Below are 23,868 nucleotides of genomic sequence, written 5' to 3'. Positions count from 1 at the left end.
ATTCTCCTTTAGAGTGTATTGAATCTATGTGTTGAAATCATGTAATCCACAAAGTGAAGCTGCCTCCCCATTTGGGAAAGGCAGCCGCCCTGAGCGTTAAAAATCCAAATCTGATTTTTGTCCATTGTACTCTGATTTGTTGTGTTGGCTTTGGTTCTGATTTCCATCCTGATTGTTCTGGTCTTTCTTTGACATCATTTGCTGGATTTTTTCGACAGCCTGCGGTGCCAGATCCAAAATCTTTTCATATAAATGAGTGCTTTCGTCAAGATGAAGCATCTTCACACCTTTAGAGCTGACAATAAGAAATGCGATTGGCGTAATCGAAACACCGCCGCCGCTTCCTCCTCCAAATGGATGCTGGGCCCCTCCGCCGGACTGCCCCCCAGAACCACCGGAGCCGCCAGAACCTCCCTTTGTGCTTTCCAAAACAAATTCACTTCCACCAGCCGCAAAACCGAATCCTACTTTAGAAACAGTCAGGATTACACTTCCATCCGGCGTTTCTACAGGATCCCCAATGATCGTGTTAACATCAATCATTTCTTTTAAACTCTCCATGGCAGTAGTCATAAGTCCTTGAATTGGATGGTCGGACATTCCTGTTTTCCTCCTTGTTTAAACGGTATTAGTTTTATCACCAGAAAGTGCGGACAAAGGCTTTGTCTTGAATTCAGGCCATCCGCCTTTCCAATATTTAACCAGCTTTATTCCTGCTAAAATAGCATGCCCGACTCTGAACTGAATCATACATTTAAAGCTAGTGATTGAAACAGCATGTTGAAAGCTGGGAGTAATCGTCATGACCGGCATATCTTTCAGTTTCATATAATGGCTGAGAACACCAATCACACCGCCTTTTACAGCCCAAAAGGCACCAGTGATCACCGCGGTCGCCGCCGCGTCTCCAACCCCGACCATTGTATGCCATTCTATTTTTCGGATCGTGACTTTTTTTAAGAAATTGCGGATGATTTTGTGAAGTCCGGCAATGTGGGTGAGCAGCTGTTTGAAATCATTGAAGCTATTGAGCAAGTCCGTTTTATCGACCTGTACAGATTTTTCTTCTTTCATATTTTCATTAGGCCCTGTTTGTACCTTTTCTTCAACCACAATTGTGGGAGAATTATCATCAACTTTGATGACAGGTATATCGACCTTATACTTAATAAGGCCTCCCCATGCTCTTACGGTAACCTTAAGATGGTCATTATCATTGCCGTGGAAATAATCAATTAATATTTTCACTTTCGTTATAAGGATAATAATTGCCAGTACGGTGAGAAGCAGTATGGTCAGCAGCACCCATTTCATTGTCCTCCACAACCTTTCAGCCTATTATTATCAACAAAAATGCAAAAAAATAAACCTGCCGGAGCAGGTTCATGTTACCGAGGTTCATATATGACAGCTGTATCGGCGAACAGGTCATGCAAGCCCTGTTTCTTTTTCGTAAAAGCAACGACAACATACAGTACCATTACTGTCGCCGATATGAATCGGCCGATCCATTCACGGAAAAGTACAGTTCCCCATGAAAGCCTGCTGCCATCGAGTTCCACCACTCTTAAACCAAAGACCATTTTTCCAAGAGTCTGGCCATAGAACTTTGTCATCAAAACAAAATACAAGTAAAAAACAACTGCAGTTGTCAAACCCATAGGAGAAATGATTCCGTCCTCAACTAATGAGACATCCAATGCCCTGAACACAGGATTGAGGATCATCCTGTTAATACTTCCGATTACGATCAAATCCAGCAAATATGCCCAAAACCGCATCCAGAATCCGGCATAGAGACCCGCAAACCGATGATGCTCTGCAAGGGTTTCTTCCTGTCCATAAGGCGGGACTGTCGTATACCCGCCTCCTTCTGTTGTATGTTCCAGCTGTGGAGTATCGAGTTTGCTTACGTCTGCAGTGTTGACTTCTGTATGCGAAACCTTCGAATCAGACATTGGGCTGGAGCCTGAGTGCTTATTCTCCGTAAGCAGTGCTCTGTCCAGATTATTCACCGTGCTCTCTTTCTGCACAGTGGAATCGGATTCCGTGTCCGAAATTACGTGGTCATCTTTATCAAATTCATTCGAGTTCATTTTTGTCCCCCCTTATTCCGCATACAAATACATTAAGCGGGGAGAATTAGGCTGGGACAATAACTTCATCAAGCCTGCCATCTCCGCGTCTTTCCCCATGATCTTTTGTGCACCCATGTTGAAGAATGACCCAAAGCCCATGCTTTCTGTGTACTTCACTACCTGGGCATCTCCAAGTTTCTTATCTTTCCTTACTTTTTCGATGACATCATCTAGATAACCAAACCCGTCAATCAAATTCAGCTCTTTTGCCTGGCGGCCGTCATAGATCCTTCCATCCGCGATTTTCTTGACTTCTTCAACAGGCATGCCTCGCCCTTCTGAAATTACTTTTACAAAGCCTTCATATGAGTTGTTGATCATTGACTGAAGGATTTTTCGTTCTTCCTCTGTCATCTCCCTCGTAGGGCTCATGATGTCTTTATATGGGCCGCTTTTAATCGTAACAAAGTCGACTCCGTATTTTTCGGCAAGACCTGAATAGTTGATGCCCTGCATGATGACACCAAGGGATCCCGTCAATGTTTCAGGACTGGCGAAGATTTTATCAGCTGGAGCAGAAACATAATAGCCTCCGGAAGCTGCCATCGACCCCATTGAAACATAGACAGGCTTTTTCGTTTCTTTCTGTATTTCCTTTATTTTATCGTGGATTTCGGCGCTTTCCACGACACCTCCTCCTGGAGAGTTCACTTGCAGGATGATCGCCTTTACATCTTCAGCTTCTTTTACATATTCAAGCTTTTCCATGAAAGCCCTATGGTTATAAAGCGGGCTTTGAAAAAATGATTCTGCGTCCCCTGTATCCTGGATGACGCCATCAATTGACAATACAGCGATTTTGCTCAGCATGTCTCCCTCTTCAATAATCTCTTCGGCAAACATTTCTTCTGAAACAGCAAACATATCAGTGAATGCATTCTCTGCGTCACCGAATGCGAATGTTGACAAAAAATTAATGACTGATGAAGCAATAAACAAACCGATGGCGATTCCTAATGCCGCCCATCTTTTACCATTCATTTTTAAAAGCCCCCTTGAAAATTCCTTGTAATTTCAAATCTTATGAAAAAATGATAAACTGATGTCAATAACATTTATTTTAGCAAAAGTTTTCAAAAGTGGGTAAAAATATGGAAAGAAATACATAATGTTTGGAGGAATCAGTAATGCCAGATCGCCGCAATATTTATTTTTACCATACACCAGACACAAAAATGATGGAAAAAGTTGAGCCTTTATATGAATTGGCAAGACAGTATGACTATAATGTGGTCACAGATCACCGTACTGCCAATATCATTGTCAGTATTGGTGATGATGGGACATTCTTGCAGACTGTAAGAAAGACGGGATTCCGTGATGATTGTTTATATGCCGGAATCTCCACGACTGGAACTCTGAATATGTATTGTGATTTCCATCTTGAAGATACTGATAAAATGATCGAGGCAACCAAAAATGCTCAAATCGAGGTAAGGCGTTATCCGACGATTGAGGTCACAATCGATAATGAAACCTCCTTTATATGTTTGAATGAATTCAGTGTCCGGTCTGCGATCATTAAAGCATTCGTCATGGACGTGTATATTGATGACAAACATTTCGAAACCTTCCGCGGGGACGGCATGATCGTTGCTACTCCAACTGGCAGTACAGCATATAACAAATCTGTAAACGGTGCGGTTGTCGATCCATTGCTTCCATGCATGCAGGTAAGCGAGCTTGCTTCTGTGAACAATAACCATTATCGTACACTCGGCTCTTCATTCATCCTAAGCGGTGACCGCAAGCTTACCTTCAAGGTTGCCCAGGACGGCAATGATTATCCAATTATGGGCATGGATAATGAGGCACTCAGCATCCAGCATGTCGAAAAGTTCGATGTAAAGCTAAGCAATAATTACATCAAGACTGTCAAACTAAAGGACAACTCCTTCTGGGAGAAAGTGAAGAGGACGTTTTTATAGGCTTAAGAAGAAAGCTAGCCAATAAATAAGAGCTATACGCAAAAGAGCTGCGGACCATCCGCAGCTCTTTTTACATATTCATCTCTTTTTCTTTTTTCCACTTTACAGACAATGCAGCCGCCATCCTCGTCCTTGATAGTGAATACAAAATCAAGGCAGACCAGATGAAGGTAAAGGCAAGCAAATGGATCGTAGAGAAAGTTTCATGATATACGAAAATACCTAGAATCAAAGTCAATGTTGGAGCGATATATTGCAGAATCCCGAGTGTTGCGAGAGGAATCCGCTGCGCACCCTTCGCAAAAAACAGCAAAGGAACTGCGGTGGCAGCTCCTGCCCCTGCAAGCAGCAAGCTTGTCGTCCATGAACCCGCAAACAGCGAATCCGTTCCCTGATTAAACAGGTAGCCGATATAGATACCCGCGAGCGGCATCACTACTAGAGTTTCAAGCGCAAGGCCCACTGCTGAATTCACTTTTATCAATTTCTTCGCTAGACCGTAAAGCCCGAATGAGACCGCAAGCGTTAAGGCAATCCACGGAAATTGTCCATATGATACCGTCATGATCAGTACTCCGACGGCTGCCATGGCAAAAGAAACATATTGCATTACTGACAGTCTTTCCTTCAAGAAAATCATGCCAAGGAGCACGCTGACAAGTGGGTTGATATAATAACCAAGACTCGCCTCGATCATCTGGTCGGTATTGACAGCCCATATATAGATGAACCAGTTAATACTGATCAGCAATGAAGCTACAGTCAAAGCCGCAAATTGCTTTTTGTTTTTAGATAACCCTCGCAATGTTTCGGTGAAAAGGTTCCATTTCTTATTGAACACCAGTACAACAGCGACAACGAAAAACGACCAAAACACCCGGTTGGCGAGGATTTCATCCGCATTCACATGATGCAGAAGCTTCCAATAAATCGGAAGGAGTCCCCATAAAATATAAGAAAAAGCTGCGTATAATACTCCAGCCTGATGTTCGTCCCTGTTCATACAGTGTGCACCCCTAATCTTTCTAGACTCGAAATAATATCATTATAAGGGGGAAGAACGGCACTGACAATCTTTTTCTAGAACCAATAATAGACAAATTGCGCTAGAACTGTAGAGATGGTATAAAACTAACCGTTGAAACACAGTTTTAATGACCACCTTGGTCTTAAAAAACAATAATTCGAAATTATGACACTCACGAGAAATTCAGTCTTTTCTCCAATCCTCTTAATACAACGCCCAAAAAAAATAACCCGTTCAGGGCTATTCAATGACTTAATTAGTTTTTAGATTTTAATTTAAAATTGTAACCAAAGGTTTCTTCAGCTGAAGATATCTTATATCCGAACCCTGGCTTGAAATCTAAAAAGATTTTACCTGGGAGTGACTCCAGCGATTTCTTTGGTACGAAAAAGTTAACGCCCTTTTCGCTGATCACGGAATCTTTTTCTTGTTTCGCTTCGATTTGAAGCTCAATATCTGTAGCGATGGAGCATGTACCTACAAACTCCGCTAATATCCTTATGCCTTCATCCTGGTTGAAATGGATCTTATTCAACTCTGCCAATGCAGCCTTTCTAATTTCGATTTCCACTGATCATCACCCTTTCACATATATATATTTACCCAAATTCATCAACTAAACGCCTTTTGTTGTCTCTTTATCTCATTCGGTTTCCTCGGTCAGCTAGAACCAATTAACATACAAAAAGCAGGCTATCATCAGCCTGCTTTCTCCATTCCGATTATTTGCTTGCGCCTTCCAGTTCTTTCTTCCTTAATTCGATTCGGCGGATTTTTCCGGACGTCGTTTTTGGAAGTTCTTCGAGGAACTCAATTTTTCTTGGATATTTGTATGGTGCTGTCAGATCTTTCACATGCTGCTGCAGCTCGGCTACCAGGTTCTCCTGGTCAGGGCTGACGCCGTCACGGAGGACGACAAATGCTTTGACGATATGTCCGCGGATTTCGTCTGGCGAAGCGACTACTGCACATTCTGCAACGTATGGGTGCTTGACGAGGGCATCCTCGACTTCAAATGGCCCGATAGTATAGCCTGAGCTGATGATGATGTCATCACCGCGGCCCTCGAACCAGAAGTAACCTTCCTCATCCTTGGTCGCTTTGTCGCCAGTGACATAGTAGTCTCCGCGGAATTGCATGGCTGTTCGTTCAGGATCTTTGTAATAGTTCTTAAACAATGCAGGCGTTTCAATGTGTACCGCAATGTCGCCAACCTCTCCCGGAGCACATGGCTCCCCATTGTCATTGATGATTTCAACTCGGTTGCCTGGAGTTGGCTTCCCCATCGAACCTGGTCTTAACTCCATACCTTTCGTCACACCGACCAACAGGGTATTTTCTGTCTGGCCATAACCATCACGCACCTCCACATTGAAGTGCTTTTTGAAAGTCTCGATGACCTCTCGGTTAAGCGGCTCACCCGCCGAAACAGCGCTGTGGAGTCCAGGAAGATTGTAATCGCTGAGGTTCTCTACCTTGGCCATCAAACGATATTCGGTAGGTGTGCAGCAAAGAACATTTACATTATATTTTTGCAAGAGGGATAAGTATTTCTGCGGTTCAAATTTGCCATGGTAAACAAGGCCAGTAGCACCTGTGCCCATTACGGATAAAAACGGGCTCCAGATCCATTTCTGCCATCCTGGGCCTGCAGTTGCCCAGACAGTGTCCCCATCCTCAATTCCAAGCCAATTTGCAGCGGCTGTGCGCAAATGCGCATAGGCCCATCCATGTGTATGGACAACCCCTTTCGGATTGCCAGTAGTTCCTGAAGTATAGCTCAGGAACGCCATGTCGTCTCGTTCCGTATCAGCGAGCTGAAGTTCCTCTGATGCTGATTCCATTTCTTTATCAAGCTGAATCCAGCCTTCTTTTTCCTCCCCAATGACAAACTTAGGAAGGTCCACAGTTTCTTCGATTCCGGCGAATTCCTTTGTGTACGGAGCATAGCTGACAATACCCTTTACATCGCCATGGTTGATTCGATATTGAAAATCCTTGGTGCGGAGCATCTCAGAACTTGGGATGACAACTAGTCCCATTTTTAACGATGCAATGTAAACCTGATATGCTTCAATCAGCCTTGGTACGACGACAAGAACCACATCGCCCTGCTTCAAACCATTTTTCAAGAAAACGTTTCCAATTTTATTCGCGTTTTTCAGTAGTTCACGGTATGTAATTTCGTTTGTATGTCCTTCTTCATTTTCCCAGAGTATTGCTTTTCTGCTTGAATCCTGAGCGTAACGCTCCATTTCTGCTACAAGATTATACTTTTGCGGTGCAATCAATTGTTCCCTGTTCATACTGTTCCCCCTAAAATTGATATAGTTTAAAATCCCCACCTTCATTATACAAAATTATTTCAAAATTAAAAATTATATGATAACATTTTTTTAAAATAAGAAAGGAGCGGGACATCTGTCCCGCTCCTTGTAGCCATATTATTAATTTTTAATTAGCGAGAAAATCCGCCACCAAGTTGTTGTTCAGCCATTTGAACTAAACGCTTAGTGATTTCTCCACCTACTGAACCGTTAGCGCGAGAAGTAGTTTCTCCACCAAGTTGTACACCAAATTCAGTTGCGATTTCGTATTTCATTTGATCAAGAGCTTGTTGTACTCCAGGTACTAGAAGTTGATTTGAGCTGTTGTTTGCCATGTGATTTCACCTCCTTGTGAGTATAGAATGTGTAATATCACATGGCTTAATACCGAAGTTTAATTGGTAATTGTTCACAAATTTTTAACATAAGATTTTATCTTGTTTATTAAGATATCTTCAAACACAATGTCTAAAACAAATCATCTACCGGGTCATCTTTTCTCTCAGATGCCGGTTTGACCACCATGCGTTCTGTCCCTTCCACTGCCTTCATAATCAATTCCTCAAAATCAAAGTAGCTTTCAAAGTTTTGGACCTTTTCAAGCTTTGGCTTCGTTTTAGGAGATGCGGGAACAAATACGGTACAGCAATCCTCGTATGGACGGATTGAAATGTCATGGGTATCGATTGTATGGGCAATATCCATGATTTCCTGCTTATCCATCGTGATTAGCGGCCTGATGATTGGTGTGCTTGTCACCTCATTGATTGCATACATGCTTTCAAGCGTCTGGCTGGCCACCTGTCCTAGGCTCTCACCAGTAATGATCGCCAGTCCGCCCTGTTTCTCCCTGATGGCATCCGTGATACGGAGCATGAGTCTTCTAGTGGTAGTCATGGTGTAATTCTCAGGAACCTGCTTGTGGATCGCCTGTTGGATTTCAGTAAACGGCACAATATGAAGCGCAAAGTGACCATTAACCTCAGCAAGCTTTTCTGATAGGTCGATGACCTTCTGTTTTGCTCGCTCGCTCGTAAAAGGAGGGCTGAAGAAATGGACCCCTTCGACTTCAAGACCCCTTTTCATCGTTAAGTAACCCGCTACCGGGCTGTCGATCCCGCCTGAAAGCATCAGCATTCCCTTGCCGCCAGATGCGGCTGGCAGGCCACCGGCACCCTTGATGGTCTCAGCCGAAATATAGGCAGCTTCTTTCCTGATTTCGATCAGGAGATTAACATCAGGCTTGCGGACATCTACTTTCAATCCGTCGATATTTCTTAAAATATGGCCGCCAAACTCAGAGTTGATTCCGTTTGTATCAAGTTCAAACGTCTTATCAGAGCGTTTAGCCGTTATTTTAAACGTTTGACCTGGTCTGTGAATTTTTCTGAAAAGCTCCAGCGCTGCATCTTTCATTTCTTCAAGTTCCTTTTCGACTTTGAGTGCCGGGCTGTAGGATTGGATTCCAAAGATATTTCTCAGCTTCCTTCCAACCTCATCGCTGTCTTCTCCATTCAGCAGGATGAACATACGGTCACGGTCTGCCTGGATGGAAGCATTCGGGAAATCGCTTAAAGCTCTCTTGACATTTTTTCTAAGACGGTCTATGAATTTATTTCTGTTCCTGCCTTTAGTCGATATTTCTCCGTATCTAACTAATATTCGGTCATACATCATTTTTTTACTACCTCGCTTAAATGTTTTACTGCTTCTGCTACTGCTTTTATTGTTTTATCTGCTTCTTCTATTGTATTGCTGTATGTCAGGCTGATTCTGATCGCGCTCTCTGCTTCATCAACTGGGACTCCCATTGCAAGTAAGGTTTTGCTTGCAGCCTTCTTTTTTGAAGAGCAGGCACTCGTAGTCGATACATAAATATTCTTTTCCTCAAGTGCATGGACGAATGTTTCGGCCTTCAGCCCCCTGACTGAAAAATTCAATATATGTGGCGCGTTTTTTTGCTGAGGGGTATGGATGGTAATTTCCTTGATCTGGCTAATTCCATCCCTTAATCTTTCCATTGCTGCTGTCATTTGATTCAGCTTTTCTTTTCTCTGTTCAATCGTCATTCGTAACGCCTTTGACATGGCCACCATACCAGCGACATTTTCGGTTCCGCTCCGCTGCTTCCATTCCTGGTTCCCGCCGGAAAATAATGGAGAAAGGCGGACACCTTCCTTAACGAACAAAGCTCCTGTACCTTTTAAGCCATGGAATTTATGGCCGGAAATCGTGCACAAATGGATGCCCGCCTTGTAGAAGTCTAACGGCACTTTTCCAACCCCTTGGACGTGATCGACATGAAAAAACGCTTTAGGATAATTTTTCAGCACTGCACCAATTTCCTTGATTGGCTGGATGGTCCCTACTTCATTATTGACATGGATGACAGATACAAGGATCGTGTCATCACGCAGTTCGTTCTTGATCGCCTCTGCGCTTACGAAGCCATTTGCGTCCGGGTTGACATACGTAACTTCAAACCCAAGAGATTCAAGCTGTACCATCGCATTTTGGATGGAAGCATGCTCGATGCTTGATGTAATGATATGCTTTCCCCTTTCACGATTGGCCATCGCTGCACCTTTGACGGCAAGATTATTGCTCTCCGTGCCTCCGGATGTGAACAGGATTTCTGATGCTTTGACATCAAGCAGTTTAGCAACCTGGGAACGCGCCTGTTGAAGCAGCTTTTCCGCCTGTCCGCCGATTTTATGAAGGGATGAAGGGTTTCCGAAAAAGTCCTCGGACACCTTCAGAAATGAATCCAATACTTCTTTATAGGGTTTTGTCGTCGCGCTGTTGTCTAAATAAATCATCTTTTCCCCACCTTGTCCAAAACCTTTGCTAACTAAAAAATCTTATCATAACAGCGTTTTATTGAAAAACAATCCAGATTTAGAGTCTTGTCATTTATTATCTCCCAAAACTGGCTAGCATTGACGAAGGTCCAGACTGCCTGCCAAAAAAACAGGCCTCCATTTTTGGAGACCCTTGTTTGTTATGATTGTTTTTCTGCAAGCATTATTTCGATTTTCTTAAGTGCCCCAGGTTCTACTTCTTCAAGGGAAGTTGCAGCCTGTTCAAGCGCCTGGCGATAATCATAATTCCTGAAATACTCTTCTGCTTCACGCAGACCGCGGTCAACTGATGGGTATCTGCTTCGGTATCTGTTTCCATATTGGATTACTTTTTCGGCAAACAAGACTGTTTCAACGATTTCTTCAGTTGATGCTTCCAATTTATTAACAGTAAGAACCGCGATTTCAAGATATTGATGAACAGACGGAATATCAAGCGGCTTTTGTTCAAGTTTTTCATTGACTTGATTGATGCTTTCATAGGCATCGTCCAAAAGATACTTGTAATCTTGTGATAATCCCGGCATATTGCTCTTGGAGATGATGCGGATCATTTCCCCAATCTTTTTGGAAAGCTCCTTCACTTTCTCCCTGGCAGCCATTTCATCTTTCCTCAGAGCGTTCAGCTTCTCCATCAGCACTTTCTGTTCTTCGACGAGAGTGTCCAACTGTTGCTTTGCCTCTTCAAGCTCGACCTTAATCAGGCTCTGGGCTGTATCATTTTCAGTAATTCTGTGATCAATCAATTCAAAGCGCTTGAGCAGACCCTTTAATTGCTGTTCAACATTCGTCTGCGCAGAAAGCTCTTTTTCAGTAAGGTGGTAGCTTTCCTGGATATGCTTTGTTTCTTCCTTCATTGTCTTGCTTTCAGTTATGGCTTTGACAAGAAGTTCCTTGGCCTCATGCTCTGTTTTGTTGATGTATTGTTTAGCGTGGACTTCATGTTCAAGCTGATCGAATAGTTTGTCCACTCTCTCTTTCAAGCCTTTTATGCCCTGTTCAGCTTTATCAACGTCTCCGCTTTCAAGAGAAACCACATACTCAGACAGCTCGGTGCCGATATTTTCTATTTCTGTTTCTGCGTTCAGATGGTCCAGGACATATCCCTGAGATGACATTTCCCTTACTCCATCTTTCAAATCGCTAACTTGTGCAGGAATTGTTGACTGGCAATCGTGAAGCAAATCAGGAATAGCATCCATTTTCACGGAAACCTGTTCGAGCATACCTTGGATTGACAGGACTGTTTCCCTGGCTTCAAGATAATTTCCGTTCTCGGTTTTCTCGTCGAATTCGACGAACTTTGCCTGAATCTGTTCCAGCAATCCCTCAAGGCTTGCCTCCGCTTTTCCAAAGCTATGGCGATGGGTCAGGAGATTTTTCTTGTTTTCCCTGTAATGCTCCTTCAGTCCATCAATTTCCTCACGATTTTTTTCTTCGCTTCCGACCAGTTCATTCAATTCGCTCAAGATCTTTTTAATCTTATCCTCTGTTTCAGTCAATTTCCTGTCAATAACCGCAAGGGATTCTTTCGCTTTTTTGAATCGATATTTATCGATGTATTCCTCTGCATCGAATAAATAATCTTCTACTCCAGGGAGTTTAGCAGTAACAAGTTCATCCCACTCCTGGCGCCACCGTTCAAACAGTTCCTCAGTCTGACCTGTCATGTTAAGCTGCTTCACTTTTGACATTTCATCCAGTACTGGCCGGTTCATGATATCGATTTTCCACGATTCATATCTGTCAACTTCGCTGTAATACTTCCGCTTCATAAAATATCCTACTAAAAAAAGTATGATCAATATCGCAATTCCGCCAATTATGTACTCCATTGTTATCCCCCTGGCCTCACAAATTCCAAGTTCTATATCCTATATATATAAAATGAATTTATAAATGCGTGTATAATGTATTTATATTACCATGTAAACGACAATTTTTGACTATTAAATTCATATTTTTTGTTGAAATTAACCGAATTAAGCCGATTTGACTTAAAATGATACAAAAGATATAACTTTTGGAGGTGTGCTTTTTATGAAGGATGGCCATGTCCACACTTCTTTTTGTCCGCATGGAACAAAGGATACAATAGATGAATATGTTGAAAAAGCCCTGCTGCTTGGCTATACAGAAATCACCTTTGCTGAGCATGCCCCTCTTCCTCCAGGATTCATTGACCCGACGCCTTTAAAGGATAGCGCGATGAAGTTTGAGGATTTGCAACAATACTTTAAAGTGCTTGAACAAGCAAAGCTAAGGTATAAAGGGCTCATAAAAATCAATGCAGGATTTGAGTTGGATTTTATCGAGGGATATGAGGAACAGACTGCAGCATTCCTGAATGAATATGGACGGCACCTCGATGATGCAATTCTATCAGTCCACTTTTTAAAAAATGAGGCTGGACAATATGATTGCCTGGATTACAGTCCGGATCACTTCGCTGCCATGATAGAAAATTACGGCTCCTTAGAAAAAGTTCATCGGCATTATTACCGAACCGTCTTAAAATCAATCAAATGTGATTTGGGTAAATATAAGCCAAAAAGAATCGGACACATTACCCTCGCCAATAAGTTCCAACTAAGGTATCCTCTCACGCATACTTTCACCGAGGAGATTATTGAAATATTGGAGAATGTTTCGGAGTGCGGTTATGAGCTTGATTATAATGGTGCCGGTACAGCGAAGCCTCTGTGCAGAGAGCCCTATCCTCCTGACTGGGTGGTTAATGAAGCTGTAAAAAGAAGCATCCCGCTCGTCTATGGTTCCGATGCCCACCAGGCAAAAGAACTCGGGCAAGGACTAAGTTCGTTGCTGCTAAAACAAAGCTAAAACCGGCCATTGTGAACTGCACCTCCATTGTTAGTTTTGTATCTAACAATTTCGGCGCAGTTCATATGTGCCGTTTTTTTTATATTATTATTAACATTTTCTCCTGATGTTGGTCGATACAGAGTGTCCCTTTGATCCACTGGGAGATCTCACTGCTGTATTTTTCGGCAAAATATCGTTCATGAGGCAGAATATGGAGAACCTCGGTAACATAATGAGTATTTAAAAACGGCATTGATAACAGTCCTTTTAACTGTAAAATGCTGAATGGGACCGATAGTTTTTTGAACTCCCCGGTTTCCATCCCATACTCGAGGACCTTTTTAAAAAGGTAGCGTTCCTTAACATGGTAGGTGGACATAATTTCCCGGACAACCTGTGAATCGATTGTCATCTCTCTTAATATGAACCTTGTTAACTGGGTATTTTCACATTGATACCTTAAGACATTATCAACCATCGCTTTCATGCATATTTCTGCCCCGCACTCCAGCAGTGAAAACCCTTTTTCCAATTCTTCCAGATAGCTTTCAAAAAAGACGGTAAAACAGTTTTCGAGGAGTCCATTTTTATTTTGGAAATAGTATGAGATATTCGCTGCATTCACATCTGCCTTTGCTGCAATATCCCTGATTGATGTACCATTGAAGCCCTTAGTATTAAATAAGAAGATGGCCGCATCAATTATCGCAGCTTTTGAATTTTTTCTCATTTCCACCCCTCACTTTCCTCAGTTAACCTTTACTGTTTACCTTTCTGGAAATAAACACATTTTCCTTTATAAAAAGCTCGACAAAGTCTCCATTGTTTCGCCGTTATTTGATACAATGTATAGTAAAACTTCATGAACGAGGGGGAAAAACGATGTTTAAAGTCGAAACTTACAGCGACAGCCGTGAGAAAAATTACGATTTATTGATAAAGCAATTAAAAGCACTGGTCGAGGATGAAAAGAACGCGATTGCCAATTTGAGCAATGCTTCAGCACTTTTGAACCAATTTCTTGATCGCGTCAATTGGGTTGGCTTTTATTTGATGGAGGATGGCGAGCTTGTTCTAGGCCCATTCCAGGGTCTGCCTGCATGCGTCAGAATCCCGCTCGGCAAAGGAGTCTGCGGAACCTCAGCTTCCAAAATGGAGACAGTCAGGGTTGAGGATGTACATTCATTCCCTGGCCACATTGCTTGTGATGCCGCTTCCCAATCAGAGATAGTCATACCGATGGTCAAAGACGGGAAGCTCCTTGGCGTCCTTGATATCGACTCTCCGGAAAAAAATCGCTTCGATGAAATAGATCAGCAAAAGCTTGAAGAATTTGTTGAAGTGTTAGTGCAGTATATTTAGGCAGGATTACAAAAAAGAAGATGCAGCTGCCGAGGAATTAGGCCGCTGCATCTTTCTTTTTTCTTACTTCTATTTTAAAAAATTATTTAAATAGTTCCGGTTTCCTGCTTGCTTTCTTTCCTGACTGCCTCGAAAGCTGCTTCTAGGTCGTCGCGGATGTCTTCCCACGCCTCAAGTCCGACTGACAACCTGAGCATATTATCCTTGATGCCCATTTTTTCTCTTGCGTCCTTCGGAACTACGGCATGTGTCATTGTTGCAGGATGCTGGATCAATGTCTCTGCATCTCCTAGGCTGACTGCGATCTTAATCAATTTTAACTGGTTCATGAATGCCTGGGCAGCTTTTTGATCGCCTTTTATGTTAAAAGAGATCAGGCCGCCTGGTTTGCGCATTTGCTTTTTCGCAATTGCGTAATCAGGGTGCTTCGGATTGCCAGGAAAAATTACTTCCTCTACAGCAGGATGTTCATATAAATAGGCTGCCAGTTTTTCAGCATTGTCACAGTGGCGGTCCATCCTTACCGGAAGTGTCTTTAAACCCCTTAGTAATAGCCATGCATCAAAAGGAGAAATCACGCCGCCAATATCTTTTTGCGTCGTCATTGAAATTTTTGACATGATTTCCTTCGGCCCTACTGCCACCCCGGCGATTACGTCCCCATGTCCGCAAATATATTTTGTGGCACTGTGGATAACGAAATCGCAGCCAAGCTCAAGTGGGTTTTGCAGATATGGTGAACTGAATGTATTATCAACAACCACCGGTATTCCTTTTTCTCTGCCGACCTCTGCCACCATTTCGAGATCAACGAGCCTCATTGTTGGATTGATCGGTGTTTCAATATAGATGACTCTTGTCTCTGGGGTAATGGCAGCCAATACTTCCTCTCTCGTCGACATCATCGAAAAATCATGGTTAATATCATATTTTTCTTTCATGAGCTGCAAAAGGCCGAATGTACATCCGTATACACCTTGAGAACAAAGGATGTGGTCGCCTGTTCTAGTCAGGGCCACTAATATCGCAGAAACGGCAGCCATCCCAGAAGCAAATGCAAGTGCCTTCTCCCCTTTCTCAATCGCAGCCATCCGCTCTTCAAGCATTGTTACGGTTGGATTTCCAAGACGCGAATAGATATATCCTTCCTCTTCCCCTGCAAAACGTCTTTCACCCTGTTCAGCAGTGTCAAAAGTAAATGTGCTCGTTTGAAACAAAGGAGGAGCAAGGCTTCCCCTGAATTCGTCCGACTTATATCCTGAATGGATTACTTCTGTTTCGAATCTCTTCTCTCCCATTACGATTCCTCCTATATAATTGTAACCGCTTACAAATTACCCCCATAATCAGGATATGATATTTATCCCTATATGGAAAGTAATTTATCTCACAACAAAAAAAAGAAAAGCACTCATTCCTGAGTGCTGATAAAATTAAACTGATTTTCTTTTTGGACAACAACTTTATTTTTCCCGGAGTTTTTCGCGAGATAGAGCGCCTGGTCAGCCCTTTTAAAGACGGACTTGACTGTGTCTTCCTGACCCTTGATCCAAGTGGAAACACCGCACGAAATCGTCACGCTGGGATTAGTATGTTTTTCGACTTTGTCGACAAGCCTGTTCGCAATCATGACACCAATATCAAGCGGCGCTCCCGGTAAATAGATTGCGAGCTCTTCCCCTCCCCATCTGGCGCCAATATCCGTTCCGCGAATATTTTTGGCGATCTGGCGGGCGAGCTGGATGAGTACATCATCCCCAACCTGGTGCCCATACTTATCATTAACACCCTTAAAGTTATCAATATCTATTAATATAAAAGTGCCCTGGGCATCTTCAAGCATCGACAGATTCATTTTGTCATCCAAATATCCGCGTGAATAAAGCTTCGTTAAGTGGTCTGTTACAACCATTTTTTCAAGTTCTTCACGCAGAATTGAATTAGTGAATGCCAAGGTTGAATGGTGGATAAGAGATTGCAGCAACTTAAAAGTGTCAAAGGCAAAGTGATAGGGCTCTTCATGCATGACGAGGGCAAATCCTTTCAGTTCACCGCTTTGGATCATCGGAACACCCATGACCGAGCGGTAATGCAATGAAGCAACCCCATTTTCCGCGACAAAATCCCCTATGAATAGAGGCTCCATTTCCCTTTGAACCCTTCTGCCGACATCAAATATATACTCGGACGCTTCCTTCGAAAAGAAAAAACTGGTGCTTCCCTGGACCACAGTGTAATCATCATTCTCTGAGTCAAGCATGATAAAGCCGACTTCCTGCGCCTTGAACGATTTTAAAATCTGGCCGCATATAAAACTCATAGTATCCGTCAAACGAAGGCTCGTATTGAGCTGGTGCGACGTTTCATTGATCAGCTGGAGATCAGCCACCAATTTCCTGGATTGTTCATAAAGCTTGGCATTTTCCAGGGCGCTTCCTGCAGTATTTGCAAGCAGCTTGATAAATTCAACTTCATTTTGCGGAAAAACAAGAGAGTCAGGGGCTATCACCTGAAGTACTCCGTAAACACCTTGTTTACCTTTTAAAGGAGCATACATAATAGAATTTTTATCAGCCACAGAATCTTCAAATTGGATTTGTCCGCTTACATAAGATTGCATGGCTGTAAAATTTTCGCTGTCATATTCCAAATCTTTTACAGGCAAGCCACCATAACCCTTATGGTCATGGGATAATAGCAAATAATACGTAAAGGAAGGATATACTTCCTGAAGCGTCGAAATGATTTCTCCCAGCACAGCATCCATATCCATTGTGGAATGGAATTTTTCCGTGACCCTGAACAATTGCTTATACCGTTTTTCTTCCTCCAGAGTGTGGACAAGACTTCGTACTTTCTCAATAAAGGCACCACACTCATGAGAGATCATCTCCAAAAGCCTGTCGGAAGCATTGGCTGGTGAATTGCTGTTCATTTTGAATGCGAGCAAACCCGTTAATTTTTCATTATCCTTAAAGGTAAACAGTAAGTCATGATTTGGCATAAACGCTGGCTTGACAATGAAGGTGTTCTGCCCAGACCCAATATTACTCAACAAGCAGTCAGGGACTTTACCTGTGATGATTTCGTTTCCAGCAGCCCGAGTCGTGGCTTCCAATATCAATCCTTGGTTCCATACTTCACAGCTGTATAAATCAACCTCATCAGCTTTCAGCAAAGCTTGCAGCGCAGCCATCATTTGAGATAAAACATTCGAATAGGAAAGAGATTGTCCGCCAGTACTGATCAAATCAAAAAATCGGCATTTTAGCTCCAATATTATTTCACGTTCTACAGTTTCTTCCATATGTATCACCTGTTTTTAAAATCACTTCAGCAGTGATTCGTATGTGGCTCATAATATCCATGCGCATTCAGGCAGAAAAACCTGCATGTGCTCACGTGGCAAGATGCTATATCAATGTAAATAACCAAATTTTCGAAATACAAAACAATTACTGCTAATTATATCATAGACCTAGTAAAATAGTATGATATATAATCATATTCTTTCAGGAAGTATTCATTCTTTCTTTTCAATATTGCCTTGACTTTATGCGAACAAAAATTATATAATACTCTTTGTGTAAAATATCGCAGCCTATGTGACCAACTTTATGTATGTATTTTGTTCCTCAATCTATTTGATGGTGTATCTCGTAACCCGCTGCTGCTAGGGCGAAGGTACATGAAAACAAAATACCCATAACTGTACAATCACAATCTGTTTTTATTTTACAAAATAAAAACTAAGGAGGAGTCATTCATGGCTCGTTATACCGGCCCAAGCTGGAAACTATCCCGCCGTCTTGGAATTTCACTAAGCGGTACAGGTAAAGAATTAGAAAAACGCCCTTACGCACCAGGTCCTCATGGTCCTAACCAGCGTAAAAAATTATCCGAATACGGATTACAATTACAAGAGAAGCAAAAGCTTCGCCACATGTACGGAGTTACTGAGCGCCAGTTCCGTAACTTGTTTGACAAAGCAGGCAAAATGCCTGGTAAGCACGGCGAAAACTTCATGATTCTTCTTGAAGCTCGTTTAGACAACGTTGTTTACCGCCTTGGTCTTGCTCGCACTCGTCGTGCAGCACGCCAGTTAGTAAACCACGGCCACATCATGGTTGATGGCGCACGCGTAGACATCCCATCTTACCGCGTAGCACCTGGCCAGACAATCACACTTCGTGAAAAGTCTCGCAACCTTGATGCAGTTAAAGAAGCAATCGAAGTTAACAACTTCGTACCTGACTTCTTGACTTTCGACGCAGACAAGCTAGAAGGAACTTTCACTCGCATGCCTGAGCGTTCTGAACTTCCAGCTGAAATCAACGAAGCACTTATCGTTGAATTCTACTCTCGTTAATAGTTTGATCTTTAGACCCCTGACCATTCTGGTCGGGGGTTTTGTTTTTGTTTTTACTTTTGTTTTTACATAGGTTTCGGTTACACTTTTCAAGTAATTTTACACAAGTTGCGGAATAAGGGATGAAAGTTGCGGGATTTCAGGTTGAACTTGCGGAATGACGCTGGAAAGTTGCGGAATTTCAGCATGAACTTGCGGAATTTCGACAAAAAGTTGCGGAATGGAAGAAGTTTCAAAAGAATTACTGCTTCAACTTGGACTCCAACTTCGAACAACAACCTTCTATCAGCATTAATTACGCTAAAAACATTATTCCAGAACCAAAAAAACAGTCTTCCTGCAAATGAGGAAGACTGTTTTTCATTGGGCAGTTGCAATCAGCTCGCTTGCCTTAGTATTTAATTAAAAAGTACTTCTTTTTACCGCGGCGGACGATCGTGAATTGGCCTTCGATGCGGTCTGCGTCACCGAGGACATAAGCTGCGTCTGTAACACGTTCTCCATTCAAAGAAACTGCACCATTGCTGACGTCTTCACGAGCCTGGCGTTTTGATGGGGAGATTTTCGCTGCAACAAGCAAGTCAACCAATCCAAGCTCTTCTTCCCCTTCCACTGTAAAAGAAGGAACGTCTTTGAATCCTTGTTTGATTTCTTCAGCCGTCAGGTTTTTCACGTCTCCGCTGAAAAGAGCCGCAGAAATTTTGATTGCCTGCTGGAGTGATTCTTCACCATGGATCATTCGTGTCATTTCTTCAGCAAGGGCTTTTTGAGCCTTGCGAAGATGTGGTTCTTCCTCAACCGCTTTTTCAAGTGCTTCGATTTCTTCTTTTTCTAAGAAAGTAAAGAATTTCAAGTATTTCACAACATCGGCATCAGCTGTGTTGATCCAGAACTGGTAAAACTCGTATGGAGATGTTTTTTCCGGGTCAAGCCATACAGCGCCGCTTTCTGACTTACCAAACTTTGTTCCGTCTGCCTTCGTTACAAGCGGGATTGTTAAACCAAAAGCTTTCGACCCCTCTGCAGACATTTTGCGGATCAGCTCAAGGCCAGTAGTGATATTGCCCCATTGGTCGCTTCCGCCAATCTGCAGTTTGCAGCCATGGTTTTCGTATAAGTGGTAGAAATCCATTGCCTGCAGGATTGTGTACGTGAATTCTGTGAACGAAATACCCGTTTCCAATCTTGAATTAATTGTATCCTTCGCCAGCATGTAATTCACGCCAACGTGCTTCCCGAAGTCACGCAGGAAAGTCACGATATCCATTGAGCCAGCCCAATCGTAGTTGTTGACCATCATTGCGCCATTTTCACCTTCGACGCTGAAAATTTGCTCCAATTGCTTCTTGATGCCTTCTACATTCAGTTGGACTTGATCAAGAGTCTGCAATTTACGCTCCTCGCTTTTTCCGCTTGGGTCGCCAATCAGCCCAGTGGCTCCCCCCACAAGAACGATTGGACGATGCCCTGCATTCTGGAAACGGCGCAATGTCAAGAATGGCAGCAAGTGGCCGATGTGCATGCTGTCCGCAGTTGGATCAACACCGCAGTATAGTGAGATCTTCTCCTTAGAAAGGACATCCTTAATCCCCTCTTCGTCAGTCTGCTGGTAAATAATCCCGCGCCATTCGAGATCCTGTAATAATTCCATCATTCTTCCTCCATTCAAAAATATATTTCGTGACCGGATTTTTGCGAAATAAAAAACGCCCCTGCAATAAATGCAGGGGCGCTGTATGCGCGGTACCACCCGGCTTGAAAACAAAATAAAAAATGTCTTCCACTCAATAAAGTAACGGTTAAACCGGCCGTAGCTACTATGTATTCCAGTTCACTCACGGCGCTCGGGGAGGTAATTCATCCTTCTGTTTGTGCCGGCTCACAGCAGCCGCCGGCTTTCTGGGACATTGACAGAAGCACTACTAATTCCCTTCACAGCTTTTTACTATAAAGTTATTAAAGCATTTTTACCACAAAGTCATATATATTGTCAAATTCGACATAAATTTTCTGAAAAATTAAGATTGTCGCCTTTTCGACAGCGTGTTTATGCTATAATGTATGTGATTTTAGGGGGAATGATATGAATGCAGGAAGAAAAACAGCCTTGGAAAGAGAAATTAAAATCCTTGGGTGCTTTTTTTACGAATAAAAAAACCGTAAAAGGAGCGAGGATTACCTATTCGGTTGTCTGGAACATGCTGCTGTTATTGATTATTGTACTGATCCTTGGTGCAGGATTTGCTGGCGGTGTCGGAGCCGGATATTTCGCATCCCTTGTCAAAGATGAACAAATCAGGCCTTATGAGAATATGAAAAAAGATATATACAACTATGAAGAAACTTCGGATTTATATTTTGATAACGACGTTTATCTCGGCAAGCTGCGTACAGACCTTTACCGTGAAGAAGTAAAGCTTGATGATATGTCAGCGCATTTGGTCAATGCAGTAGTGGCTACTGAGGATGAATACTTCTATGAGCACGATGGTGTCGTACCAAAAGCGATCATGCGCGCACTTTTCCAGGAGGTTACAAACTCAGCGACATCCTCCGGGGGAAGTACACTGACACAGCAGCTCATCAAAAACCAGATCTTGACGAACGAAATTTCTTTCGAACGTAAAGCAAAGGAGATTCTACTCGCTCTCCGTCTCGAAAAATTCTTCGATAAAAAAGAGATTCTGGAAGCCTATTTGAATGTTGCTACATTTGGGCGAAACGCAAATGGCAGTAACATTGCCGGTGTCCAGGCAGCGGCAAAGGGTATCTTCGGTAAAGACGCAAAGGATCTTACTTTGCCTCAGGCAGCATTTATCGCCGGATTGCCGCAGAGCCCATTCGGTTATACCCCGTTCAGCAGCGACCACGGAAAACTCAAGGATGAAACTGGACTTGAACCAGGTTTGACAAGGTTTAAGACAGTGCTTACAAGGATGCATGGCGCTGGATTTATTACGGATGAAGAATTCAAAGAAGCGATTAACCATGATATTACCAAGGATTTTGTAAAAGAGGTTCCTAGTGACAATACGGTCGAAGAATATCCGTACCTCACTTTTGAAATCGAAGGCCGGGCAGTGGAAATTTTAGCAAAAATCCTTGCCGAGCGCGATGGATATGAACCTGAAGATTTCGAAAAAGATAAAGAACTGCGAGCGGAATATCATGCTCTCGCGGATAGAGACCTCCGCCAGAATGGATATAAGATTTATTCAACAATCAACAAAGACATTTATGACAAAATGCAGGTAACAGCCAAGAATTACGCCTATTATGGAAGAGATAAACCACAGGAAGTTCCGGATCCGGATGATCCCAATAAAAAGATAACCATCATGGAGCCTGTTGAAGTTGGCGCGACCTTAATAGAAAACAAGACCGGTAAAATCATCAGCTTTGTCGGCGGACGAAACTTCAAGCGTGAACAACTTAATCACGCCACGAATGCTCCAAGACAAAATGGCTCAACGATGAAGCCGCTTCTTGTATACGCTCCGGCAATGGAGCTGGGTAAACTGCATCCCGGTTCAGTTCTTCCGGATGTAGAAGTATTTCTGAATGGAAAAGCCAAGCCATGGCCAAATAACTATGACATGAGATACAGCGGTTTAACGACTGCACGACATGCGCTTACAAAGTCATACAACGTACCCGCTGTTCTCGCTTATAAAAGCATACTTGCCCAGAGACCGGCAACCTTCCTAGATAAAATGGGGTTCACTAATTTACAAAAAGACGATTATGAAAACCCCTCCACCGCGATTGGTTCCCTGCGAGGCGGTGTAACTGTCGAAGAAAACACCAATGCGTTTGGCACATTCGCAAACGATGGTAAATTCATCGATGCGTATTTAATTGAAAAAATCGTTGATAAACAAGGGAACATCGTGTATCAGCATAAAGCTGAACCAGTCGATGTTTTTAGCCCGCAGACAGCTTACTTAACGATCGATATGATGCGTGACGTTATTAACCGAGGAACGGCGACAGCTGTAAAAGGCAGGCTGAAGTTCGGCTCCGACTGGGCAGGAAAGACAGGAACTGGCCATGAGTACATCGATTCATGGTTTGTTGCAACCAACCCGAATGTATCATTCGGCGTCTGGCTTGGATATGACACACCAAAGGCACTTGAGAGGAATTATAAGGGTCTGAGCTATGGTGTCCGTACCCAATACATCTGGGCTGACCTCATGAACGACGCTTATTCGGTAGCGCCTCAGCTAGTTGATCCTGAAGAACGCTTCAAGATGCCAGGCGGAATCGTCAAGAGATCTTATTGCGGCGTATCAGGCTTGCTGCCTTCAAGCGCATGTTCGAAAGCAGGCCTTGTTGAGTCTGATTACTTCATCGCTAAATACGCACCTACTAAGGTTGATGACAGCCTGGTTGAAAACAAATTCGTTTTCGTTGGGGACAAGCGCTTCCTTGCTCTTGATTCAACACCAGCTGAGTTTACAGAAACAGGTGTCATTCTAAATCCAGAGTATATGGAAAGCATTATCGGACATAAAATCAGGAATCCTCAACAGCTTATTCCTAAAAAGGATGCATGGTCAAAAATCCTTGTTGCAGATGATAAGCTGAGTGAGAATGGCAAGAACCCGTCAGCATTGGGAATCAAGCTTTCAGGCACCACGATTACGTGGGGCAAACATCCTGAAAATGACATTGTCGGCTACAGGATCTATAACAACAAGAAAAAAGTCGGCAGTATCAAAGCTGGAGCAAACTTAGTCTTCAAAGCAGGTGACGGCTCATTCTATGTAACAGCCGTCGATATTGCAGGTAAAGAGTCTGCACCATCCAATATCATAGAGATTGGCAAAAAGGAAGAGCCAAAGGATCCTCCAGCTTATCCAAAACCAAAGGATCCGCCGCCAACCAACCCTAAACCGAAGGATCCACCTAAACCACCGCCGCCGCCACCGCCTGGTGACGGAGACGGAAACGGTAATGGCAACGGAAACTAGCATTATAATAGCAAAACAAACCCCGCATCCTGATGGTTGCGGGGTTTGTTTTTCATT

20 protein-coding genes and 1 other annotated feature are annotated in these 23,868 nt (G+C 43.0%); of the genes, 5 read left to right on the top strand and 15 right to left on the bottom strand.

The window, feature by feature from the left end; genetic code table 11:
* Positions 1–96: 96 nt before the first annotated feature.
* The 4 genes from ytfJ to sppA form a co-directional block, all read right to left on the bottom strand.
* A complete protein-coding gene (gene ytfJ, locus M3204_RS16480; protein WP_251484162.1) occupies positions 97–600 on the bottom strand; it encodes a GerW family sporulation protein in 504 nt (167 codons plus the stop codon).
* A gap of 18 nt (positions 601–618) precedes the next feature.
* Positions 619–1,314, bottom strand: a complete 696-nt coding sequence (locus M3204_RS16475) for a DUF2953 domain-containing protein (RefSeq protein WP_251484148.1) — start codon at positions 1,312–1,314, stop codon at positions 619–621.
* A 74-nt stretch (positions 1,315–1,388) separates the two neighbouring features.
* Positions 1,389–1,958, bottom strand: coding sequence for an RDD family protein (locus M3204_RS23895; protein WP_435367731.1), 570 nt, complete (start codon positions 1,956–1,958; stop codon positions 1,389–1,391).
* Positions 1,959–2,108: 150 nt separating this feature from the next.
* Positions 2,109–3,119 carry a signal peptide peptidase SppA gene (gene sppA, locus M3204_RS16465; RefSeq protein ID WP_251484145.1) on the bottom strand — a complete coding sequence of 337 codons (1,011 nt, stop codon included), beginning with the start codon at positions 3,117–3,119 and terminating at the stop codon, positions 2,109–2,111.
* 146 nt (positions 3,120–3,265) lie between these two features.
* Between sppA and M3204_RS16460 the strand changes: the two genes are divergently transcribed.
* Positions 3,266–4,066 (top strand): NAD kinase, encoded by an 801-nt coding sequence (locus M3204_RS16460; protein ID WP_251484142.1) that lies wholly within the window; start codon positions 3,266–3,268, stop codon positions 4,064–4,066.
* A gap of 70 nt (positions 4,067–4,136) precedes the next feature.
* On the opposite strand, the gene rarD is transcribed toward M3204_RS16460, so the two are convergent.
* The 7 genes from rarD to ezrA form a co-directional block, all read right to left on the bottom strand.
* Positions 4,137–5,069 (bottom strand): EamA family transporter RarD, encoded by a 933-nt coding sequence (rarD, locus tag M3204_RS16455; RefSeq protein WP_251484139.1) that lies wholly within the window; start codon positions 5,067–5,069, stop codon positions 4,137–4,139.
* A gap of 280 nt (positions 5,070–5,349) precedes the next feature.
* Positions 5,350–5,664, bottom strand: a complete 315-nt coding sequence (locus M3204_RS16450) for an iron-sulfur cluster biosynthesis family protein (RefSeq protein ID WP_251484135.1) — start codon at positions 5,662–5,664, stop codon at positions 5,350–5,352.
* A gap of 151 nt (positions 5,665–5,815) precedes the next feature.
* Positions 5,816–7,399: an acyl-CoA synthetase MbcS gene (mbcS, locus tag M3204_RS16445; RefSeq protein ID WP_251484133.1), complete on the bottom strand. Its 1,584-nt coding sequence runs from the start codon at positions 7,397–7,399 to the stop codon at positions 5,816–5,818.
* Positions 7,400–7,551: 152 nt separating this feature from the next.
* Entirely contained in the window at positions 7,552–7,755 is a 204-nt protein-coding gene (locus M3204_RS16440) for an alpha/beta-type small acid-soluble spore protein (protein WP_251484131.1), read from the bottom strand.
* A gap of 133 nt (positions 7,756–7,888) precedes the next feature.
* The gene (gene thiI, locus M3204_RS16435; RefSeq protein ID WP_251484129.1) at positions 7,889–9,097 is read right to left on the bottom strand and encodes a tRNA uracil 4-sulfurtransferase ThiI; all 1,209 of its coding nucleotides are present in this window, start codon (positions 9,095–9,097) and stop codon (positions 7,889–7,891) included.
* The gene (locus tag M3204_RS16430; protein WP_251484122.1) at positions 9,094–10,239 is read right to left on the bottom strand and encodes a cysteine desulfurase family protein; all 1,146 of its coding nucleotides are present in this window, start codon (positions 10,237–10,239) and stop codon (positions 9,094–9,096) included. Before M3204_RS16430 ends, thiI begins: the two co-directional genes overlap by 4 nt.
* A gap of 182 nt (positions 10,240–10,421) precedes the next feature.
* Complete coding sequence (gene ezrA / locus M3204_RS16425) at positions 10,422–12,116, bottom strand: septation ring formation regulator EzrA (protein WP_251484121.1); 1,695 nt, start codon at positions 12,114–12,116, stop codon at positions 10,422–10,424.
* 205 nt (positions 12,117–12,321) lie between these two features.
* Between ezrA and hisJ the strand changes: the two genes are divergently transcribed.
* Entirely contained in the window at positions 12,322–13,122 is an 801-nt protein-coding gene (gene hisJ / locus M3204_RS16420) for a histidinol-phosphatase HisJ (RefSeq protein WP_251484120.1), read from the top strand.
* Positions 13,123–13,201: 79 nt separating this feature from the next.
* On the opposite strand, the gene refZ is transcribed toward hisJ, so the two are convergent.
* The gene (gene refZ, locus M3204_RS16415) at positions 13,202–13,834 is read right to left on the bottom strand and encodes a forespore capture DNA-binding protein RefZ (protein ID WP_251484115.1); all 633 of its coding nucleotides are present in this window, start codon (positions 13,832–13,834) and stop codon (positions 13,202–13,204) included.
* A gap of 152 nt (positions 13,835–13,986) precedes the next feature.
* Between refZ and M3204_RS16410 the strand changes: the two genes are divergently transcribed.
* Positions 13,987–14,466, top strand: a complete 480-nt coding sequence (locus tag M3204_RS16410) for a GAF domain-containing protein (RefSeq protein WP_251484106.1) — start codon at positions 13,987–13,989, stop codon at positions 14,464–14,466.
* Between the two features lie 86 nt (positions 14,467–14,552).
* Here the strand turns inward: M3204_RS16410 and megL are convergent, their stop codons facing one another.
* A complete protein-coding gene (gene megL, locus M3204_RS16405; protein ID WP_251484103.1) occupies positions 14,553–15,764 on the bottom strand; it encodes a methionine gamma-lyase in 1,212 nt (403 codons plus the stop codon).
* A 113-nt stretch (positions 15,765–15,877) separates the two neighbouring features.
* Positions 15,878–17,773 carry a sensor domain-containing diguanylate cyclase gene (locus M3204_RS16400; protein WP_251484093.1) on the bottom strand — a complete coding sequence of 632 codons (1,896 nt, stop codon included), beginning with the start codon at positions 17,771–17,773 and terminating at the stop codon, positions 15,878–15,880.
* 459 nt (positions 17,774–18,232) lie between these two features.
* Here M3204_RS16400 and rpsD point away from each other — a divergent pair, with 459 nt between their 5' ends.
* Positions 18,233–18,835 carry a 30S ribosomal protein S4 gene (gene rpsD, locus M3204_RS16395; protein ID WP_251484083.1) on the top strand — a complete coding sequence of 201 codons (603 nt, stop codon included), beginning with the start codon at positions 18,233–18,235 and terminating at the stop codon, positions 18,833–18,835.
* Between the two features lie 391 nt (positions 18,836–19,226).
* Here rpsD and tyrS read toward each other — a convergent pair whose 3' ends face one another.
* Complete coding sequence (tyrS, locus tag M3204_RS16390; protein WP_251484222.1) at positions 19,227–20,486, bottom strand: tyrosine--tRNA ligase; 1,260 nt, start codon at positions 20,484–20,486, stop codon at positions 19,227–19,229.
* Between the two features lie 71 nt (positions 20,487–20,557).
* Positions 20,558–20,780: a binding site (T-box leader), on the bottom strand.
* Positions 20,781–20,922: 142 nt separating this feature from the next.
* Between tyrS and M3204_RS16385 the strand changes: the two genes are divergently transcribed.
* Positions 20,923–23,811 carry a transglycosylase domain-containing protein gene (locus M3204_RS16385; RefSeq protein WP_251484066.1) on the top strand — a complete coding sequence of 963 codons (2,889 nt, stop codon included), beginning with the start codon at positions 20,923–20,925 and terminating at the stop codon, positions 23,809–23,811.
* Positions 23,812–23,868: the final 57 nt, after the last annotated feature.

Source organism: Mesobacillus subterraneus, from assembly GCF_023715485.1.
In the GTDB taxonomy this organism is placed as follows: domain Bacteria; phylum Bacillota; class Bacilli; order Bacillales; family Cytobacillaceae; genus Mesobacillus; species Mesobacillus subterraneus_B.
The sequence above is the reverse complement of the archived record's forward strand: the minus strand, read 5'-3'. Positions and strand labels throughout refer to the sequence as shown.

Bases quoted from the DNA above. Each gene is read 5' to 3' on its own strand.
- ytfJ (WP_251484162.1), bottom strand. From the start codon at position 600: ATGTCCGACCATCCAATTCAAGGACTTATGACTACTGCCATGGAGAGT.
- M3204_RS16475 (WP_251484148.1), bottom strand. From the start codon at position 1,314: ATGAAATGGGTGCTGCTGACCATACTGCTTCTCACCGTACTGGCAATT.
- M3204_RS23895 (WP_435367731.1), bottom strand. From the start codon at position 1,958: ATGTCTGATTCGAAGGTTTCGCATACAGAAGTCAACACTGCAGACGTA.
- sppA (WP_251484145.1), bottom strand. From the start codon at position 3,119: ATGAATGGTAAAAGATGGGCGGCATTAGGAATCGCCATCGGTTTGTTT.
- M3204_RS16460 (WP_251484142.1), top strand. From the start codon at position 3,266: ATGCCAGATCGCCGCAATATTTATTTTTACCATACACCAGACACAAAA.
- rarD (WP_251484139.1), bottom strand. From the start codon at position 5,069: ATGAACAGGGACGAACATCAGGCTGGAGTATTATACGCAGCTTTTTCT.
- mbcS (WP_251484133.1), bottom strand. From the start codon at position 7,399: ATGAACAGGGAACAATTGATTGCACCGCAAAAGTATAATCTTGTAGCA.
- M3204_RS16440 (WP_251484131.1), bottom strand. From the start codon at position 7,755: ATGGCAAACAACAGCTCAAATCAACTTCTAGTACCTGGAGTACAACAA.
- thiI (WP_251484129.1), bottom strand. From the start codon at position 9,097: ATGATGTATGACCGAATATTAGTTAGATACGGAGAAATATCGACTAAA.
- M3204_RS16430 (WP_251484122.1), bottom strand. From the start codon at position 10,239: ATGATTTATTTAGACAACAGCGCGACGACAAAACCCTATAAAGAAGTA.
- ezrA (WP_251484121.1), bottom strand. From the start codon at position 12,116: ATGGAGTACATAATTGGCGGAATTGCGATATTGATCATACTTTTTTTA.
- hisJ (WP_251484120.1), top strand. From the start codon at position 12,322: ATGAAGGATGGCCATGTCCACACTTCTTTTTGTCCGCATGGAACAAAG.
- refZ (WP_251484115.1), bottom strand. From the start codon at position 13,834: ATGAGAAAAAATTCAAAAGCTGCGATAATTGATGCGGCCATCTTCTTA.
- M3204_RS16410 (WP_251484106.1), top strand. From the start codon at position 13,987: ATGTTTAAAGTCGAAACTTACAGCGACAGCCGTGAGAAAAATTACGAT.
- megL (WP_251484103.1), bottom strand. From the start codon at position 15,764: ATGGGAGAGAAGAGATTCGAAACAGAAGTAATCCATTCAGGATATAAG.
- M3204_RS16400 (WP_251484093.1), bottom strand. From the start codon at position 17,773: ATGGAAGAAACTGTAGAACGTGAAATAATATTGGAGCTAAAATGCCGA.
- rpsD (WP_251484083.1), top strand. From the start codon at position 18,233: ATGGCTCGTTATACCGGCCCAAGCTGGAAACTATCCCGCCGTCTTGGA.
- tyrS (WP_251484222.1), bottom strand. From the start codon at position 20,486: ATGGAATTATTACAGGATCTCGAATGGCGCGGGATTATTTACCAGCAG.
- M3204_RS16385 (WP_251484066.1), top strand. From the start codon at position 20,923: ATGCAGGAAGAAAAACAGCCTTGGAAAGAGAAATTAAAATCCTTGGGT.